This window comes from Acinetobacter sp. WCHAc010052, from assembly GCF_002165295.2.
Lineage (GTDB): Bacteria > Pseudomonadota > Gammaproteobacteria > Pseudomonadales > Moraxellaceae > Acinetobacter > Acinetobacter chinensis.
In genome coordinates, this window is record NZ_CP032143.1 from 490,788 (window position 1) to 506,143 (window position 15,356).

Below are 15,356 nucleotides of genomic sequence, written 5' to 3' on the forward strand. Positions count from 1 at the left end.
TATGGCGGCTCGTTACGGTGAGATGGGTGAGTGGCTGAAACCACATCCCTGCTAAGGATGCATACGGGTAACTGTATCGAGGGTTCGAATCCCTCTCTCACCGCCAACGATTTACTTATGTCGCGCTCATAGCTCAGCTGGATAGAGCACTTGGCTACGAACTAAGGGGTCGGGAGTTCGAATCTCTCTGAGCGCACCAATAAGTTAAATCGTTACAACGCATTGCCCTTGCAGGCAACACAAGTATTGCGCTCATAGCTCAGCTGGATAGAGCACTTGGCTACGAACTAAGGGGTCGGGAGTTCGAATCTCTCTGAGCGCACCAACTTGAACATCTTAAAGATGACTATTAAATCGCACATGTTGCGATTTTTTTGTGTCTGATGGTTTTGCACAGGTACAGAATGATGCCGTATTCTGGCAGAATGCTTCGTACTGTATTGTTTTATGTTTTACCGCTTTGCTGCATTGTGGTTAAGTTTATGGGTGCAGCACAGGCAATAATTCTGTTTTTCTGTAAGAAATGAAATGTGGTTTGTAATACAGACGATATGAAAGGTCTGATTTTTTGGTCGCTGACCCGAAACTGTTTGCTGAGAGTCAGAAAGAAAAATGATCGTCATTGACCCGTGTTGAACGATTCTGATTTTTTTGAATATAAAAATGAAAGTTAAAATATGGAATAGATTATATATCGCTTAATTTTTGTATGAATAAAAGTGAAATCGTCCAATATATATCCGTTCAGTGACATTCAGGTTAAAAATCACTTAACAACGAAGTGAAAAGGCGTATAATGCGTCCCATCAAGACGTCGCGCTCATAGCTCAGCTGGATAGAGCACTTGGCTACGAACTAAGGGGTCGGGAGTTCGAATCTCTCTGAGCGCACCAGCTTGATTACATCGACAGATGTAAAATGAAAGAAACCGCATATTTTATGCGGTTTTTTTGTGTCTATAATATTCATCAAATATGAAAAAATTATTTCAGTTTCTGCTTTATTTTTAACGTGAAAACGGTATTTCCACCCACAGCAGGCAGCATCTCATGATAGGGGAGACTACGCATTGCTCTGAGCAGAAACGGAGCTTTTTCATCAATTTTTACAGCGCTGATGACATTAAGCAGGGTTCCATTTTTTTGTGAAATTATTCGCATTGCACCCCGTACAAATTTTAAATCTCCACCATTGGCATAAAAACTGTTCTGCGTGGCATCAGGATATTGAAAGCGCATCTGAAAATCGAAGGGAATGCTGATCACGCCCAGACCGACTGAAATTTTAAATGCGGCATCTTCTGCATTATTGCCTGTCGCGGTGGTTTTAATCTGTTTGATCTGACGTGGAAACAGTGTTTTATATGCGGTGGGTTTCAGCCAGGGTTGTAAGGCTTCCGGTGTGGCAGCATAATACTGGTAGCTGGTGGTGAAACGCATATTTTCCATACCATGGGTATAGGGCACCTGATTTTGCGGCAGAATAAAAGAAACAGGTTCCTGTGATTGCTGGCTTAGACTGGTAATTTTCTGCATCTGCTGACTGTTCAGTGATGGATAGGGCAATTCACCTGCTTTTAAGGGCGTGGCACTGGATGGTTTGTAGCGACGTTGTAGTGCTTCAAGCAGAAAAGCATCTGTACCCGCGGGCATGCCAAGTCGGACTTCAGGCAATGCTTTTAAAATTTTACTGAAAATAAAACCTTTGGGCTGAGTCAGGTCGCCCCATTGAGTAATGGTTACCAGGGTTTTATTGTTGCCCAGATCAAACCATTCCAGTTTTCCTGCACCATACGGAATCGGTGCATCTATCACCAGGCTTGAAATGCTGTTTGCAGTCAGATGATGCTGCATGGTGATATTTTCTTTAAAGTTCAGTACCGGAATCGGAGTCGGGATATGAATGGCATATCTGACCTGACTGATACTGTCTTTCTGCTCCAGGATTCTGACAGATTTCACTGTGGGAAAAAGCCCTGCATAACCGCTGTAGGTGGAAAGCAGTTTTGCAATGTTCTGGCTGCTGGTTGGAATGACCACCGCACCACTGTAAAAACGGGCTGAGGTTCTGGTATTGCTTTTCATGGTGGGCAGATGAATCTGCTGTACGGGGTGGGCAAAAATCACAATACGGTTGGCAGTCAGTCCCGCAAGTTCTTCGGCACTGTTGTTGAACAGTGAAAGACTGGAAGGGACATTGTCGGTCCAGTCAATCAGTTTCGCCCAGCTGCTGCTACAGATCAGTGTAGTAACCAGGAGCAGTTTCCATTGCATTATGCGCATAGTGTTCCATCTGCATTTTTATTTTTCTGAATGTCATTTTTACCATTTTTCCAGAAAAATGTAGTGACATGATGTATCTGAAAGGGAAAAACCTGAGGAAAACTGGAAATTCAGTGTAGAATCCAGAACAGTTATAGCCAATTTGATGATTGTTCGATGTCTGAGACTAAGCCTGCTTTATCTTTGCGTTATTACCTGAATCTTGAAGAATCTCAGGATGGTTTTTCCCTTGCTACCTTTGGCAAAAAACAGATTACACGCTTTATTACCCCACTGGTCAGTATTGGTATTATTGTCTGGGGCTTTATGATCGGGTTTGAGGGAGTAGGGCGTTACTATATTGCGTTGGGTACTTTTTTCCTGTTACTTCAGATCATTATGCGATACTGGTTTTTACCGATGATGTTTAAACGTCAGTTTGTAAAATATCAGTTCGGGAAAAGTGAACAGGGTATGGATCTGTATCAGGATCATGCTGAGCTGTATGCCAATGGACGTAAACAGATGATTCATTACCATGATGTACAGAATTTTGCTGTCGGTAAACTGACGTATATGATTGAGATGAAAAGCCGTACTGTGGTGATTGTACCGAAACGTGCTTTTGAAACTCAGGCTGATCAGACTGTATTTGAAAATACATTTAAAAAGTAAAACAGATGTAACAGCACTTTTTCATACTGATGTTTAAACTGAACAGGTGCTTAAAGAGCACGCTGCACAATAACCATGAAAAAGTGCAAATCAGCGATATGGAAATACAGGAGCACGCCAGACTATGAGTTCACGTCCATCTAAAATTGTCTGTATTGGTCGCATTTATGCAGATCATGCAAAAGAACTTGGAAATGCAATTCCAGACCGTCCGGTGTTATTTATTAAACCGCCGAGCAGCCTGATTTCACTCGATGAGGGTATTTCCTGGAACCCAGAGTGGGGAAACTGTCATTATGAATGCGAACTGACATTACGTATTGATCAGCCTTTAAAGCAGGAAACCGACCCGATCAGGGCACTTGAGGCAATTGGCGCAGTAACACTGGGGCTTGATCTGACTTTACGTGATTTACAGGATGACCTGAAAAAGAAAGGACAGCCCTGGGAGCGTGCCAAAGCATTTGATGGTTCCTGTATGTTGGGCGACTGGGTCAGCCGTTCAGAAATCAAGGACTGGGCAGATGTGCATTACACGCTGCATATCAATGATGAATTACGTCAGTCAGGGGATACTGCACTGCTGCTGTTTGATATCGGGACTTTACTGGTCGACATCAGTCAGGTGTTCAGTCTGGAACCGGGTGATGTGGTGATGACAGGAACACCTGCGGGTGTAGCTGCGCTGTTACCAGGTGATCAGCTGACCATGACACTGAAAGGTCAGACTCAGGACTTCAGCTGGAAGACTGCTGTAAAAGCCTGATTGATAAAACGTCAATGAAACTGTGTTAAAAAAGGACTGCATGATGCAGTCCTTTTTTAATGTTTACTCAGCTGATGGATCTGTTTCTGAGTTTTCAGCAGTCGGTATTTCAAGCGGTCCTTCATTTTTCCACTGTTCATAGGTATCGACCATCTGCTGTGAATGCTGATCGCCCAGTTCTGCAGATTTCCTGTACCAGTTCAGTGCCTGTTGTCCATCTCTGACGTCATAGTGATAATAATGTGCGACTTTGACCGCAGCATCATTGTTTTTATTTTCCAGCGCTGCTGTTTTTAAATATTCGATACCTGTTTCTGGGTCGTCTGAAGGAATTTTATTAAAATAATACAGATTTCCCAGTACCTGTTTTGCCAATACATTGCCCTGATCGGCGGCTTTCTGATACCAGTGCTGTGCTTTACTCTTATCTTTGATCAGTCCTTTACCTGTGTCATACATCCAGCCTGCTGCGTATTGTGCCTGACTGTCTCCCTGTTCTGCGAGTGTCAGCATCCACTGGGCAAAATGTACATTACCACGTTCAATCAGCTGGGTCATGGTTGTGGTTGCCTGAGTATTTCCCTGAAGAGCCTGCTGTCTTAACCACTGAAAAGCCCGGGTATCCTGCTGCTGTGCTGCCTGAATATACCAGCGGGTGGCTTCCTGTACATTTTTTTCAGTGCCCTGAGCATTCAGATACATGTCCGCCAGCTGAATCTGGGCATCTACTTTGCCGGATTGCGCTTCTTTGGTGGCTTTTTTGAAGGCACGCTGTTCGGGTGTGCTGCAGGCAGACAGCATAAACAGTGAACAGATGGAGAGGATCAGGGCAGTTTTTTTCATTTTGTATCGTTATTTTAAAGATCAGGAATTTGAGTCTGACTATGCAGATGAACCTGATATTTTTCAACTGTTTGTTTAAGATTTTCAGTTTTTTGATATTACCAGATGCGATGATCTGAAAAATACGGATCCATCAATAAAAAATCTGCTGAGGACAGCAGATGATTTTATGGCGAATAAAGGGTGTACTTTTTATGCATGAACCCGGTGTTCAGTCTTTGAGCAGTTCCTGAAATTTACTTTGCAGTTTCATCAGTTTCGGTGGAATCGCGAAATTACAGTAGCCCTGTGCAGGATTTCTGGCAAAGAAGTTCTGATGATATTCTTCGGCAACATAAAACACAGGTACAGGACTGACTTCAGTCACGATGTCCAGACCTTCTTCCTTGAGTTGCTGTATGAGCTGGTCTGCGGTCTGTTTCTGTTCATCATTATAATAATAGATCACAGAACGGTACTGAGTCCCAATGTCATTGCCCTGACGGTTCAGTGTAGTCGGGTCATGTGTTGCAAAAAATACATTCAGCAACTGCTCATAACTGATCTGATTTTCATCAAATTCTACCTGAATGACTTCAGCATGCTCGGTGTCGCCACGACAGATATCTTCATAGCTGGGCTGAACGGTATTTCCGCCTGCATAACCACTGATGACCTGAGTCACACCTTTGAGCTGCAGAAATACGGCTTCGACACACCAGAAGCATCCACCGCCTAATAAAGCCTGTTGCATAACTGCTTCCTTATTTTATTTTCAGTATGTATATAGGGACGAATCATCAAGCTGCAATGTCCATGTTGCTGAAAAAAGAAAAAAGCCTGAAATCAGGCTTTTTTTATCTTACTGCTGTGGGACTTCACTGGTGAACTGAAGGACAACATTGCCATGTCGGTCAGTCAGTTTCAGTGTTTTGCCATAGGCCTGATAATTTGCAGTTTTTGCCAGCGCTTCATTAAACTGCTGGTCAATGTTGCTGTTGTTCAGACATGCCATGCGGGTAGAAGCTACAGGTCCCAGGGTCAGGGTGTCACGTCCAGCAGTATAACTGCCCATAATACGGTTACAGCCATCTGAACCGCTCAGACGCTGAGTTGTCTGGTCAAACTGCAAGGTTGGTGTGTTACGGTCTGCTGTTGTTTTAATTTCAGTATGACCAATCTGAGTCAGATACCAGGTTTTGCTTTGTAACAGGCTCAGGTTATTTGCCTGGATGCCTGCTGCTGCATTTGGTGTGGTCTGACAACCTGTGACAAGAATAGCTGTACCGATAACCCCAACTGCAAGTAAGTTTTTTAACATTATGGAAATACTCATGTTTTAAATGACTTGCCTACATATAAACAAATAATTGTGAACAGCTCCAGCAGGAATTGTATCTTTATTTTAATAGGCGTCAGATACGGGTAATCCCTGACGGGCCAGTGCTGAAAAACCGGCACTGCTGAGGGTGTCATGATCCTGTACGCGAGGGTTGATATGGGCGGTCTGATACCATTGCTGTAAAGTCAGCTGTTGATCCAGGGCTTTTAAATCATACATATAATTAGGCAGATAGCCCGATGCCAGCAAGCGGTAATCGATAGGTAAAGGTTGCCATGTCACGGCCTGTACCATGTCAAAAATCAGAGTCGTACAATTACTGGTCAAAGTATTGTACCAGCGTGGAGTATCGGCGAGCTGATCTGCTTTCTGCAGATATTCTTCAAAAAGTGCTTTCATTTCGGGACGGGGCATCTGAACAGGGAAGAAATAAACCTGTTCTTTACGGATATTGCTGCGGGTAAACACAATATCTTTTTCATCCGATGCAATCAGGCTGAGTTCGTATTTTCTGAAAAACCCACCCAGTGCTGAAAATTCTTCATTCTGCTCTTTTCTGATTTCGATGGAAAAGGTCAGGGGGGCAGCATTGGCAAAATCAAAACTCACCAGGGTATGTGCAATCTGAGGTCCCATCCAGTAGGAGGTAATAATATTGATGCCTGTAATACTGTTCAGATCATACTGGCGGGTTTCCCAGCGTTCATCATAGCTGCCATCTGCATGCCAGTTAAAATTACGGACATTATGCAGCGTTACCAGATTGCCTTGTTTTTCATAACTGAGCATGCGGGCAACTTCAGGATTCCACTGTCTGTCCTGACGGGGTTCAATACTGAAGTACCAGCACAGACTGAGGATGAAAATAATCAGATAAAGCAGAATATCCTTAGTGCGGCTGAAAATATGCCCTGTAAAATAGATGCCTAAAATACTCAGTGCAAACAGTATCCATAAACCAATCAGAAGTTTGCTGAAAAGTGGACTGACAGGTACCTGGAACCAGAGTGCCATGCACAGCCAAAGCGAGCTGAGCAGGACTGCCAGGCTGAATATAAAATGCAGAAACCCTACGACAACGGTTCTGATAAATTCCTTTTTATCTGTTGTTGGCATGCGACATATTTATGCTTATGGTTTTACTTATTTTTGATAAGTTGCGAACTCAAAAGCAATGCCTGTTTTGTCGTCAATATGTTTTTCAGAAGCTGTTTTCTGGAACTCAGCAGGTACAGCAGGGTAGTGTGCATCTCCCTGGACATCGAGTTCGACATGAGTCAGTTCAAGACGGTCAGCAATATCGATGGTCTGCTTAAAAATTTCACCGCCACCAATAATAAAAATACTGTTCGGCTTTTCAGATGCGAGTACATCGGTTGTTGCAAGTTGCAGTGCTTCTTCGATGCTGTGCGCTGTTTTGACTGTATCAAATGACCAGCTGGTATCCCGGGTGATCACCCAGTTGACGCGTTTGGGTAAAGCTCTGCCCATCGACTCAAGGGTTTTTCTGCCCATAAGCACGACACCGCCCTGAGTGATTTCCTTAAAATGTTTTAAGTCTGCGGAAATGTGCCAGGGTAAATCATTGCCTTTACCAATGCAGTTCTGCTGATCCATTGCCACAACGTGTACAACTTCGAAATTTTTAAAAGCCATGTTTCATTCTCGGTTTCAGACTTTGATATAAAAGTCCCCCTCGTAAGGGGGAGATAAAAGGAAAATACAGAAAACCCGCAGGAATCAGACAGCGACAGGTGCTTTGATGGCAGGGTGTGATTCGTAGCCTGTAATTTCAATATCTTCAAATTTAAAATCAAAAATATCTTTAATTTCGGGATTCAGTTTCAGCTGGCACAATGGCAAAGGTTCACGGGTCAGTTGTAACTGTGCCTGTTCAAAATGGTTGGCATATAAATGTGTGTCGCCGCCAGTCCAGACAAAATCACCGACACCCAGTCCACAGACCTGAGCAATCATATGGGTCAGCAAGGCATAACTGGCAATGTTGAACGGTACGCCCAGAAATACATCTGCACTGCGCTGATACAGCTGACAGGAAAGTTTTCCGTTATGGACGAAGAACTGAAACAGGGTATGACATGGAGGTAAAGCAACCCGTCCTGCCTCGTTTGGATTCCATCCAGATACAATCAGACGGCGTGAATTTGGATTGGTTTTAATTTCATTGATGAGCCATTTGATCTGATCAAATCCATTTTGCTCATATAAACCATCTGCTTTTTCGGTTGCGCCAAAATTACGCCACTGATGACCATAAACAGGTCCAAGCTCTCCTGCTGGACGCCCAAAACGTGCAGTCTGTTCGGCAGTTGACCATTCATCCCAGATGGAGACTTTGTTGTCCTGTAAATACTGGACATTGGTGTCGCCTTTCAGAAACCACAGCAGTTCAATCACAATGGAGCGGAAATGAACCTTTTTTGTGGTCAGTAAAGGAAAACCCTGGTTTAAATCAAAACGCATCTGATGACCAAATACCGAACGGGTACCTGTACCGGTACGGTCGCCTTTGTCGCCGCCGTTGTCCAGGATATGTTGCAGAAGGTCTAAATACGTTCTCATAAAATTCTCAAACTGTATGGATGGTCTGTATGCTGAAATCCAGTGCATGCGTCTGGTTTTTCAGGGACATCATAATATATCAGTTTATACGGAATGGATGGTTTTTTTAAACCGTCAGAGGTTCGCTGTCAGTGTCTGAAAACAGCAGATCAGAATAATCTGCAGGCAGAATATAAAATTATGAACAGCAGGTTGGTCAAAAAATATTTCTAAAAAATGAATGTAAAATAATCACTTGAACGATGTGTATTTACAAACTCAAACTTTTTTACATATTTTTTCATGAAATTTCTGGCTCAGGGGCGTACCATCGCCTGACATTGAAAAATGTTATAGTGTTTCAAAAGAGGTTATGGTTCAGGAATGATTTACGATCAGGGAACAGATGTGAGCAGTGATGTATATGCTCCAGCCGAAGTGAGAGTTGCGTTACGTTCAGGATCGACAGATCACGGTTCGCAAAATCCATCCAGAGCGAAAAGCTACACATCAGCCAGTGCACAGCGTGTTGATATTGACAAGTTTACCCAGAAACTTCAGTCCATTACCCGCCTGACCAGTACTCAGCGTTGTGCCAGAAGTATCCGTGTTGCACTTGAGTCTGCCGGAGCTAAAGTGAAAGGACATCCTGTTGCTGCAGCGGACTGGGGTGGTACCTTGACTAAAATTGGTTATCGTAAAATCAACCCTTCTTTTGAAAATCCTAAAAAAGGTGATATCTATATTATTGACCGCAACGGTTCGAGTAAGTATGGGCATATTGCCGGTTATTCAGGTTCAAACTGGGTATCTGACTATAAGCAGTCAGGTTATGCGGTTTATCGGAATAAAAATGTAAATTACAGTTATTACCGTCTGGATCACTGATTCTGATTCAATAAAAAAGGTCTGACCGATGTGCAGACCTTTTTTATGTGCGCTGTTTATTCATGCCGCCGTGCGCGGTTGTCATAAATGGACACTGTAAATAACCCCAAAGCAATGAATCCGATGCATTGAAGCAACAGGATGACCTGATGCTCCTGAGGCAACCACAGAATCAGGTTCAGTAAAACGATAAAAGGCAGAAGTCCCATCAGGATATTGATACCCCGCTGATACTGTGCTTTGACTCTGATGCGGGACTTCAGCTGATACAGAAGATGCAGCCCTATCCCCATTGCCAGGCAGAGCAGCGTCAGTGTTGTGGACAGTTGTGCAACTGTCGTGCACATATAAATCAGCACACAGGTACTGATACAGATGATCAGTCTGATCTGACGGTTACAGCGTTCTGAATACCAGTAATCCAGCATATTTATTTCTTCTGTTCCGATGAGCTGTTCTGATGAAGTAAAGACAATGGGGAAAACAGACAGATGGCAATCGCCATAAATCCGATACCCTGAGCACCAGGAATCAGTATTTCACCTGACTGAATATTCATGAAAACCAGTGCCAGGATTAAAGCAAGCGGTATCCAGGTCAGTAAGCGATACAGCAGTCCTGCTGGGTTTTCTGCGGCAAAATGAATTTTGCAGTAGCGACAGATCAGAAAAATAATACCCGTTCCTGCAAACATTAAGATCGCATCGGGTTTTAAGGGAGCCATCCAGTACAGTACAGCGGTCAGTACCGAAATGGAGATCAGAATCAGGAACTTTTTCAGTACGGATACTGTGGGATCAAACCAGAACTCAAGCATAGTGGCATTCAGCGAAAACAGTCAGTAAAACAGAATATGAGTGAAGAATGAAAACAGGTTTCATTCTTCACTTAAGGATTAATGGGGCGTATTTTTCTGAGGACCCCAGTCATAAATTTTCTTCTGGTAGGCGTACCACATCATCGCAGCACCTGCCAGGATCATTGGAATAGTCAGGAACTGACCCTTACTCATCCAGGCAATGAATAACTGTCCGTTATCCGGTTCGCGGAAGAACTCGACAGTAAAGCGGGCAATACCATAACCGATCAGGAACAGCGCAGAAACGGCGTAACGTGGACGGGGCTTTGAGCTGAACCACCACAGTATAATAAACAGAATCAGACCTTCAGCCAGTGCCTGATACAGCTGTGACGGATGTCTGACCAGACCCAGTGGGTCGGTTGGGAAAATCATGCCCAGCGCAAAGTTGGGGTCACCGACGGGACGTCCGTAGAGTTCACCTCCAATAAAGTTCCCGATACGACCAAACATGAGACCGGTTGGAACACAGGGTGCAATGAAATCCAGGGTCTGAAACCATGTTTTACTGTATTTTTTACACCAGAGCAGCATGGCAATCATGACACCGAGGAATCCGCCGTGGAAACTCATGCCCCCTGTCCAGACCTGGAACAGCCACAGAGGATTGGCAAGGAACTGCTCAAAGCCATAAAAGAAGACATAACCCACACGACCACCGACCACGACACCCAGTGCGCCATAGAAAATCAGGTCAGACACCATTTCAGAGGTCCAGCCATCCCGTTGTCGGGCACGATGTGTTGCAAGTCCCCAGGCAAATAAAAATGCCAGTAAATACATCAGTCCATACCAGTGAACCTGTAGTGGTCCCAGAGCAACAGCAATGGGGTCAATATTCGGATAGGTCAGCATTCCTGTTCCTTGTCATTTTACTTTGCACAGATTTTAGCTGAAAGAGATGAAAAATGTTGTACATTCAGTGTGTAAAGATATTGAGCCTGAAATATGTGTATTGTTGCGTTTGCATGGCAGGTCATTGAAGACATGCCTTTATGCCTGATTTCAAATCGGGATGAGTTTTATCATCGTCCGACCCGTGGTCTGCATCAATGGCAGGACAGTCCGGTGGTGGCTGGACAGGATTTACAGTCCGGTGGCAGCTGGATGGGGGTAACGGAACAGGGGCGCTGGGCAATCGTGACCAACTTCAGGGATGGGGCAGACAGGCAGAGCTATCCAACTTCACGGGGTGATCTCATCCGCTCATATCTGGAGTTGGATCAGACACCGATCCGTTTTGCCCAGGAGCTGGAAAAAAATCAGCGGGATTATGCAGGCTTCAATCTGTTTATGGGAAATGCACAGCAGGCGGTCTATATGAGCAACCGAGGAGAAGCTCCTCAGGTTTTGCCCAAAGGCGTATATGTGGTATCCAATGGGCTGATGAGTGATGACTGGGAGAAAACCCGACATTTGCGTAAACGTTTCACACAGGAATTTTTACCGATACTTCAGCTGTCAGGAAAAGAGCAGAGTGTTTCAGAAGCAGATTTACAGCATGCGGTATGGGATCTGCTGGAAGATGAACGGAAAATTATCCCAGCATTATTGCCTGAGACAGGTATTGATGCTCAGATGGAGGAACTGCTGTCTTCGACATTTATTCAGAGTCCAGTGTATGGAACCCGATGTTCCAATTTTCTGAGAATCAATCATGCCGATATTCACTGGCTGGAAAAAAGTCAGCAGGGTGAAACCCAGGGGCAAATGGTTGATCTGCGTCTGCCACTAAAAACAGCCTGAGTGATCGTGAAATAAAAAAGCCGACATGACGTCGGCTTTTTTGATATTTAACTTATGCTTTTTTCTGTACCGATGGTGCAATCGGGTCAGCTGTAATATAGCCGACTGATGCTGCATAACCATCGTTATAATTTTCGTTGATGAGCGGTGTCAGCTGGCTTTTGACGATATTGTGAATACCACCCCAGTCACCTGCGTGCTGGAAGTTGCTCATGATATAAGTCCATCCATTAATGGAGTCTACAGCATGCAGACCTGTCGCTTCAGCTCCTGCAGGAGTGGACAGAATGCGGGAGAATGTCTGAGTATCCACATTATACGCCCAGAGGAAGTTATTCACGTGGTTACCACTGTCTTCACCCACGAAAAGTGTGCGAAGGCTTTCAGAGTATTTTAAGTTGTCTGGGCTGGCCACTTTTTCAGGGTTTGCTGTATTACCCAAAGCATCGGCTGAAATATCCTCGCCCATAAACAGCATATGACTCTGGTATGGTGTCCATTCACTGTTGATCAGCGCATTGCTGCTGTCCACCTGACCGCCTTTTAAGTCATGTGCCAGCACACCACCGGCTTTGATTGTTTTCTTGAATTTAACCTTGTGTTCAGCAACCCAGCCAGAACCATTTTCAATCATGGAATCCTGAATGTTCGCCAGTGCAGAATATGCCACTTTATCTTTCAGGTTAACGGTTGTTCCTTCCATTTTTGTAAATGCCATGCTGCCACCTTTCAGGGCTGCATAGCGGTGTGTTTCCAGGAAAGCGGCTGCAAGTTCAATCTCTTCTTTACTGAAACCGTTATTGGCTTCTTTCAGTCTGATCCACAGGGTTTTCTTATCCAGTACGATCTGAGTATAGCCTGTAGTGTCCTGAGGTGCAGTTTTCAGGCTTTCCATAATATTTTCAGCTTTGATACCGCGGACATTTACAAGGTCATCAATCGTTTTACTGTCTGAATGACCAAGTTTGATCCACTGGATTGGAGCTGTGGATGTTTCGTTCAGTTCTGCTGTGTATTTTGCTACGTACAGGGTGCCTGCAGACAGATCTTTTTCTTTGTCTGCCACAAACATGAAGAAACCACCATTGGTGAAGTCATCTCCCATAATGACCGTGCGGTTATCTGCCATGACTTGAATCAGTTCATGAGAAATACGACCTAAACAGAAATGTTTTTTCGCTGTCGCGCCACCTTGACCATCGAGCACAATTTCAGGCAGATGACCGTAGTTGTAGACATTGGCTGTATTTTCATTGCCATACAGATTTTTACTGTAAGCTCTTAATGTACTGAGTGATGTTCCGATCTGATCGAAAGCATCCGGTTCATATTCTTCGCTCGACAGATGTGTGTTCCACGGAGACAGACTTGCTCCGCAGGTAATCCATAAACCATGTACTTTGGACATATCCACATTGAAGTATTTTTTCAGTTCCAGATGTCCTGTTTTCTGATCCTGATCAAGAGTCAGTACAGCAATTGGAGACGGCAGTCGTCCATACATATCTTCTTTTGCAAGGTTCTTACTGGTGTATTCAAACTGCACCACGTGGAATACAGGAGTCGTTACACCGCTGACACTTGCGTTATCAAGGTGGATCAGGGATGAACCGTCTGGACAGTCTGAAAAGAACTGACGTTCCTGACCTGGAGCAGAGCGGTCAATAATAGGGTTATTGTTAATATCGTAATAACCACCCGCCAGGATTTTTCCACCTTTCAGGTTGTCAACTTCAACGCCTGTGTTGAAAAATGCTTTATAGCCCAGCTTATATTCTGTTGAGCTGTTGTTATCCCATTCCACAATCAGTTTTGAAGTCACTGTAGTGGTTGCCATTGCTGCTGCGTCTGTCAGTGACGGTGCAGGCATAGCGGTGAAGGTTGCTTTTTTCAGGTTGACCGGTTTTACTGGCGGTGTGACAACGGCAGTATCGTTATCATCATCGTTACAGCCTGTTAAAGCTGCTGCTGTGGTCATTGCCCCAAGCGGTAAAAAAGGTATTCCCGCAAACCATTTTAAAATATCACGACGACTTGGCTGATTGGTATTGGCTGTCATAGTAAATCCATTTGATGAATTGTAGATAAGTTGGTCTAGATTGTATGAACAGGCAGTGACAGTTTTTTTACACTTATAAGTCATTTTGAAGACAGTTTTTATTTTTTATAAAATATTGAGCTATAAAGTAAAAATTAAATGCAGGACAGCAGTTATGGCTGGTTCAGCCATTTATGCCGCTCTGCGTTTTTCCAGTATTTTTCCAAAAAACAGACCGACTTCAAACAGCATCCACATGGGTAAAGCAAGCATGACCATGGACAGTGCATCAGGGGGAGTGACGAACATGGAGACAAAAAAACAGCCAACGATAATAAAACGTCTTTTTTCAATAAGGCTCTGTGTACTGACTAAACCCACCAGGATCAGAATCAGGGTAATCACGGGTATTTCAAAAGTCAGACCAAAGACCAGGAACAGTTTAAGACAGAAGCTCAGATAACTGTTGATGTCAGTCATCGGTGCAACGGATTCTGGGGACACGCTGATGAAAAAATGCAGTATGGCAGGCAGTGTGACAAAATATGCAAATGCAACGCCCAGATAAAACAGCGTAATGCTGCCCAGCAGCAGTGGAGTCGCAAGATGCCGTTCTTTTTCATACAGTGCCGGTCTGACAAAAGACCAGAGCTGATAAATAATAAACGGCATGGCAAGTACAAGTGCAACAAACAGATTCAGCTTAAAGGGTGCCATGAATGTTGCGGTGACATCTGTTGCAATCATGGTGGATGTTGCAGGCAACTGCTGTCTTAAAGGCTCAGAAAGTAACTGGTAGGTATAATTCCTGAAAGGAAGCAGACAGAAAAACAGAAACAGTGTGACTCCCACAATTCTGAACAGATATTTGCGCAGAACAATCAGATGCTGCATGACAGGCATCTGTTCCAGAGATTCTGTTTTTACTGTGGTGGAGGGTAACTGGTTCATACGGCAATTTTTAACTCTGAATTCTGATGGGATGGCATGGAGCAAAGCAGATTGCATTGACTGTTGTTCAGATAAGTGGCAGTAAATGGAGGAAATATTTCAGGTTGATACGGAAGATAAGTTTTATGTGCTGAGACTTCCATGACCGGTTCAGATGCTTCGGATTCATCTGAAAGAATCGACTGATTTTTCATCTGATCCAGCTGTTGCTGCATACGGCGTTCAAGTTCCGTGATCTTTTCGATTTCTTTCTGCATTTCTTCCCGAAACTCTGAAAGTTTCAGTTCTCTGTCTATTTCATTCTGAATATTGCTGACAAAGCGTTTGATTTTTCCATACCATTTTGCTGCAAAACGTGCAGCTTCCGGAAGTTTGTCAGGACCCAGCACCAGTAAAGCAATGATGGCAAAACACAGTATTTCAGTCATTCCCAGATTCAGCATGAG

17 protein-coding genes and 4 tRNA genes are annotated in these 15,356 nt (G+C 44.0%); 8 read left to right on the forward strand and 13 right to left on the reverse strand.

What is annotated here, in order from left to right; genetic code table 11:
• Positions 1–16: 16 nt before the first annotated feature.
• The 4 genes from CDG61_RS02745 (at position 17) to CDG61_RS02760 (ending at position 893) form a co-directional block, all read left to right on the forward strand.
• Positions 17–106 (forward strand) — tRNA-Ser (locus CDG61_RS02745).
• A gap of 16 nt (positions 107–122) precedes the next feature.
• Positions 123–199: transfer RNA gene (locus CDG61_RS02750), tRNA-Arg, on the forward strand.
• A 49-nt stretch (positions 200–248) separates the two neighbouring features.
• A tRNA-Arg gene (locus tag CDG61_RS02755) sits at positions 249–325 on the forward strand.
• 491 nt (positions 326–816) lie between these two features.
• A tRNA-Arg gene (locus CDG61_RS02760) sits at positions 817–893 on the forward strand.
• A gap of 90 nt (positions 894–983) precedes the next feature.
• On the opposite strand, the gene CDG61_RS02765 is transcribed toward CDG61_RS02760, so the two are convergent.
• A complete protein-coding gene (locus CDG61_RS02765; protein ID WP_087549960.1) occupies positions 984–2,282 on the reverse strand; it encodes a hypothetical protein in 1,299 nt (432 codons plus the stop codon).
• A 156-nt stretch (positions 2,283–2,438) separates the two neighbouring features.
• Here CDG61_RS02765 and CDG61_RS02770 point away from each other — a divergent pair, with 156 nt between their 5' ends.
• Positions 2,439–2,936, forward strand: a complete 498-nt coding sequence (locus tag CDG61_RS02770) for a YcxB family protein (RefSeq protein WP_087512788.1) — start codon at positions 2,439–2,441, stop codon at positions 2,934–2,936.
• Positions 2,937–3,060: 124 nt separating this feature from the next.
• On the forward strand, positions 3,061–3,702 hold the full coding sequence (locus CDG61_RS02775) for a fumarylacetoacetate hydrolase family protein (protein ID WP_087512787.1): 642 nt from the start codon (positions 3,061–3,063) through the stop codon (positions 3,700–3,702).
• Between the two features lie 63 nt (positions 3,703–3,765).
• Here the strand turns inward: CDG61_RS02775 and CDG61_RS02780 are convergent, their stop codons facing one another.
• The 6 genes from CDG61_RS02780 to thyA form a co-directional block, all read right to left on the reverse strand.
• Positions 3,766–4,545, reverse strand: coding sequence for a tetratricopeptide repeat protein (locus CDG61_RS02780; RefSeq protein WP_087549961.1), 780 nt, complete (start codon positions 4,543–4,545; stop codon positions 3,766–3,768).
• Positions 4,546–4,756: 211 nt separating this feature from the next.
• Entirely contained in the window at positions 4,757–5,278 is a 522-nt protein-coding gene (gene msrA, locus CDG61_RS02785) for a peptide-methionine (S)-S-oxide reductase MsrA (RefSeq protein ID WP_087512785.1), read from the reverse strand.
• A 108-nt stretch (positions 5,279–5,386) separates the two neighbouring features.
• Entirely contained in the window at positions 5,387–5,845 is a 459-nt protein-coding gene (locus tag CDG61_RS02790) for an META domain-containing protein (RefSeq protein ID WP_087549962.1), read from the reverse strand.
• An 84-nt stretch (positions 5,846–5,929) separates the two neighbouring features.
• Positions 5,930–6,982 carry a DUF4105 domain-containing protein gene (locus tag CDG61_RS02795; RefSeq protein WP_087549963.1) on the reverse strand — a complete coding sequence of 351 codons (1,053 nt, stop codon included), beginning with the start codon at positions 6,980–6,982 and terminating at the stop codon, positions 5,930–5,932.
• Positions 6,983–7,009: 27 nt separating this feature from the next.
• Entirely contained in the window at positions 7,010–7,522 is a 513-nt protein-coding gene (locus tag CDG61_RS02800) for a dihydrofolate reductase (protein ID WP_087549964.1), read from the reverse strand.
• 84 nt (positions 7,523–7,606) lie between these two features.
• Positions 7,607–8,449 (reverse strand): thymidylate synthase, encoded by an 843-nt coding sequence (gene thyA / locus CDG61_RS02805; protein WP_087512887.1) that lies wholly within the window; start codon positions 8,447–8,449, stop codon positions 7,607–7,609.
• A 363-nt stretch (positions 8,450–8,812) separates the two neighbouring features.
• On the opposite strand from thyA, the gene CDG61_RS02810 reads away from it, so the two are divergent.
• Complete coding sequence (locus tag CDG61_RS02810; protein ID WP_087549965.1) at positions 8,813–9,316, forward strand: peptidoglycan amidohydrolase family protein; 504 nt, start codon at positions 8,813–8,815, stop codon at positions 9,314–9,316.
• Positions 9,317–9,372: 56 nt separating this feature from the next.
• Here the strand turns inward: CDG61_RS02810 and CDG61_RS02815 are convergent, their stop codons facing one another.
• The 3 genes from CDG61_RS02815 to lgt all read right to left on the reverse strand — a co-directional run bounded on the left by CDG61_RS02815 (position 9,373) and on the right by lgt (position 11,030).
• Positions 9,373–9,744: a hypothetical protein gene (locus tag CDG61_RS02815; RefSeq protein WP_087549966.1), complete on the reverse strand. Its 372-nt coding sequence runs from the start codon at positions 9,742–9,744 to the stop codon at positions 9,373–9,375.
• Between the two features lie 2 nt (positions 9,745–9,746).
• Positions 9,747–10,133 (reverse strand): hypothetical protein, encoded by a 387-nt coding sequence (locus CDG61_RS02820; protein WP_087549967.1) that lies wholly within the window; start codon positions 10,131–10,133, stop codon positions 9,747–9,749.
• A gap of 78 nt (positions 10,134–10,211) precedes the next feature.
• The gene (lgt, locus tag CDG61_RS02825) at positions 10,212–11,030 is read right to left on the reverse strand and encodes a prolipoprotein diacylglyceryl transferase (protein ID WP_087549968.1); all 819 of its coding nucleotides are present in this window, start codon (positions 11,028–11,030) and stop codon (positions 10,212–10,214) included.
• Between the two features lie 93 nt (positions 11,031–11,123).
• On the opposite strand from lgt, the gene CDG61_RS02830 reads away from it, so the two are divergent.
• On the forward strand, positions 11,124–11,921 hold the full coding sequence (locus CDG61_RS02830; protein ID WP_087549969.1) for an NRDE family protein: 798 nt from the start codon (positions 11,124–11,126) through the stop codon (positions 11,919–11,921).
• 52 nt (positions 11,922–11,973) lie between these two features.
• On the opposite strand, the gene CDG61_RS02835 is transcribed toward CDG61_RS02830, so the two are convergent.
• The 3 genes from CDG61_RS02835 to tatB form a co-directional block, all read right to left on the reverse strand.
• Positions 11,974–13,980 (reverse strand): PhoX family protein, encoded by a 2,007-nt coding sequence (locus tag CDG61_RS02835; RefSeq protein ID WP_087549970.1) that lies wholly within the window; start codon positions 13,978–13,980, stop codon positions 11,974–11,976.
• A 171-nt stretch (positions 13,981–14,151) separates the two neighbouring features.
• The gene (tatC, locus tag CDG61_RS02840) at positions 14,152–14,910 is read right to left on the reverse strand and encodes a twin-arginine translocase subunit TatC (protein ID WP_087549971.1); all 759 of its coding nucleotides are present in this window, start codon (positions 14,908–14,910) and stop codon (positions 14,152–14,154) included.
• The gene (tatB, locus tag CDG61_RS02845) at positions 14,907–15,353 is read right to left on the reverse strand and encodes a Sec-independent protein translocase protein TatB (RefSeq protein WP_087549972.1); all 447 of its coding nucleotides are present in this window, start codon (positions 15,351–15,353) and stop codon (positions 14,907–14,909) included. Before tatB ends, tatC begins: the two co-directional genes overlap by 4 nt.
• Positions 15,354–15,356 lie beyond the last annotated feature (3 nt).

Coding starts and splice junctions, on each gene's coding strand:
- msrA (WP_087512785.1), bottom strand. CDS start 5,278: ATGCAACAGGCTTTATTAGGCGGTGGATGCTTCTGGTGTGTCGAAGCC.
- CDG61_RS02800 (WP_087549964.1), bottom strand. CDS start 7,522: ATGGCTTTTAAAAATTTCGAAGTTGTACACGTTGTGGCAATGGATCAG.
- thyA (WP_087512887.1), bottom strand. CDS start 8,449: ATGAGAACGTATTTAGACCTTCTGCAACATATCCTGGACAACGGCGGC.
- CDG61_RS02810 (WP_087549965.1), top strand. CDS start 8,813: ATGATTTACGATCAGGGAACAGATGTGAGCAGTGATGTATATGCTCCA.
- CDG61_RS02835 (WP_087549970.1), bottom strand. CDS start 13,980: ATGACAGCCAATACCAATCAGCCAAGTCGTCGTGATATTTTAAAATGG.
- tatB (WP_087549972.1), bottom strand. CDS start 15,353: ATGCTGAATCTGGGAATGACTGAAATACTGTGTTTTGCCATCATTGCT.
- CDG61_RS02780 (WP_087549961.1), bottom strand. CDS start 4,545: ATGAAAAAAACTGCCCTGATCCTCTCCATCTGTTCACTGTTTATGCTG.
- CDG61_RS02775 (WP_087512787.1), top strand. CDS start 3,061: ATGAGTTCACGTCCATCTAAAATTGTCTGTATTGGTCGCATTTATGCA.
- lgt (WP_087549968.1), bottom strand. CDS start 11,030: ATGCTGACCTATCCGAATATTGACCCCATTGCTGTTGCTCTGGGACCA.
- CDG61_RS02790 (WP_087549962.1), bottom strand. CDS start 5,845: ATGTTAAAAAACTTACTTGCAGTTGGGGTTATCGGTACAGCTATTCTT.
- CDG61_RS02830 (WP_087549969.1), top strand. CDS start 11,124: ATGTGTATTGTTGCGTTTGCATGGCAGGTCATTGAAGACATGCCTTTA.
- CDG61_RS02765 (WP_087549960.1), bottom strand. CDS start 2,282: ATGCGCATAATGCAATGGAAACTGCTCCTGGTTACTACACTGATCTGT.
- CDG61_RS02795 (WP_087549963.1), bottom strand. CDS start 6,982: ATGCCAACAACAGATAAAAAGGAATTTATCAGAACCGTTGTCGTAGGG.
- CDG61_RS02770 (WP_087512788.1), top strand. CDS start 2,439: ATGTCTGAGACTAAGCCTGCTTTATCTTTGCGTTATTACCTGAATCTT.
- tatC (WP_087549971.1), bottom strand. CDS start 14,910: ATGAACCAGTTACCCTCCACCACAGTAAAAACAGAATCTCTGGAACAG.
- CDG61_RS02815 (WP_087549966.1), bottom strand. CDS start 9,744: ATGCTGGATTACTGGTATTCAGAACGCTGTAACCGTCAGATCAGACTG.
- CDG61_RS02820 (WP_087549967.1), bottom strand. CDS start 10,133: ATGCTTGAGTTCTGGTTTGATCCCACAGTATCCGTACTGAAAAAGTTC.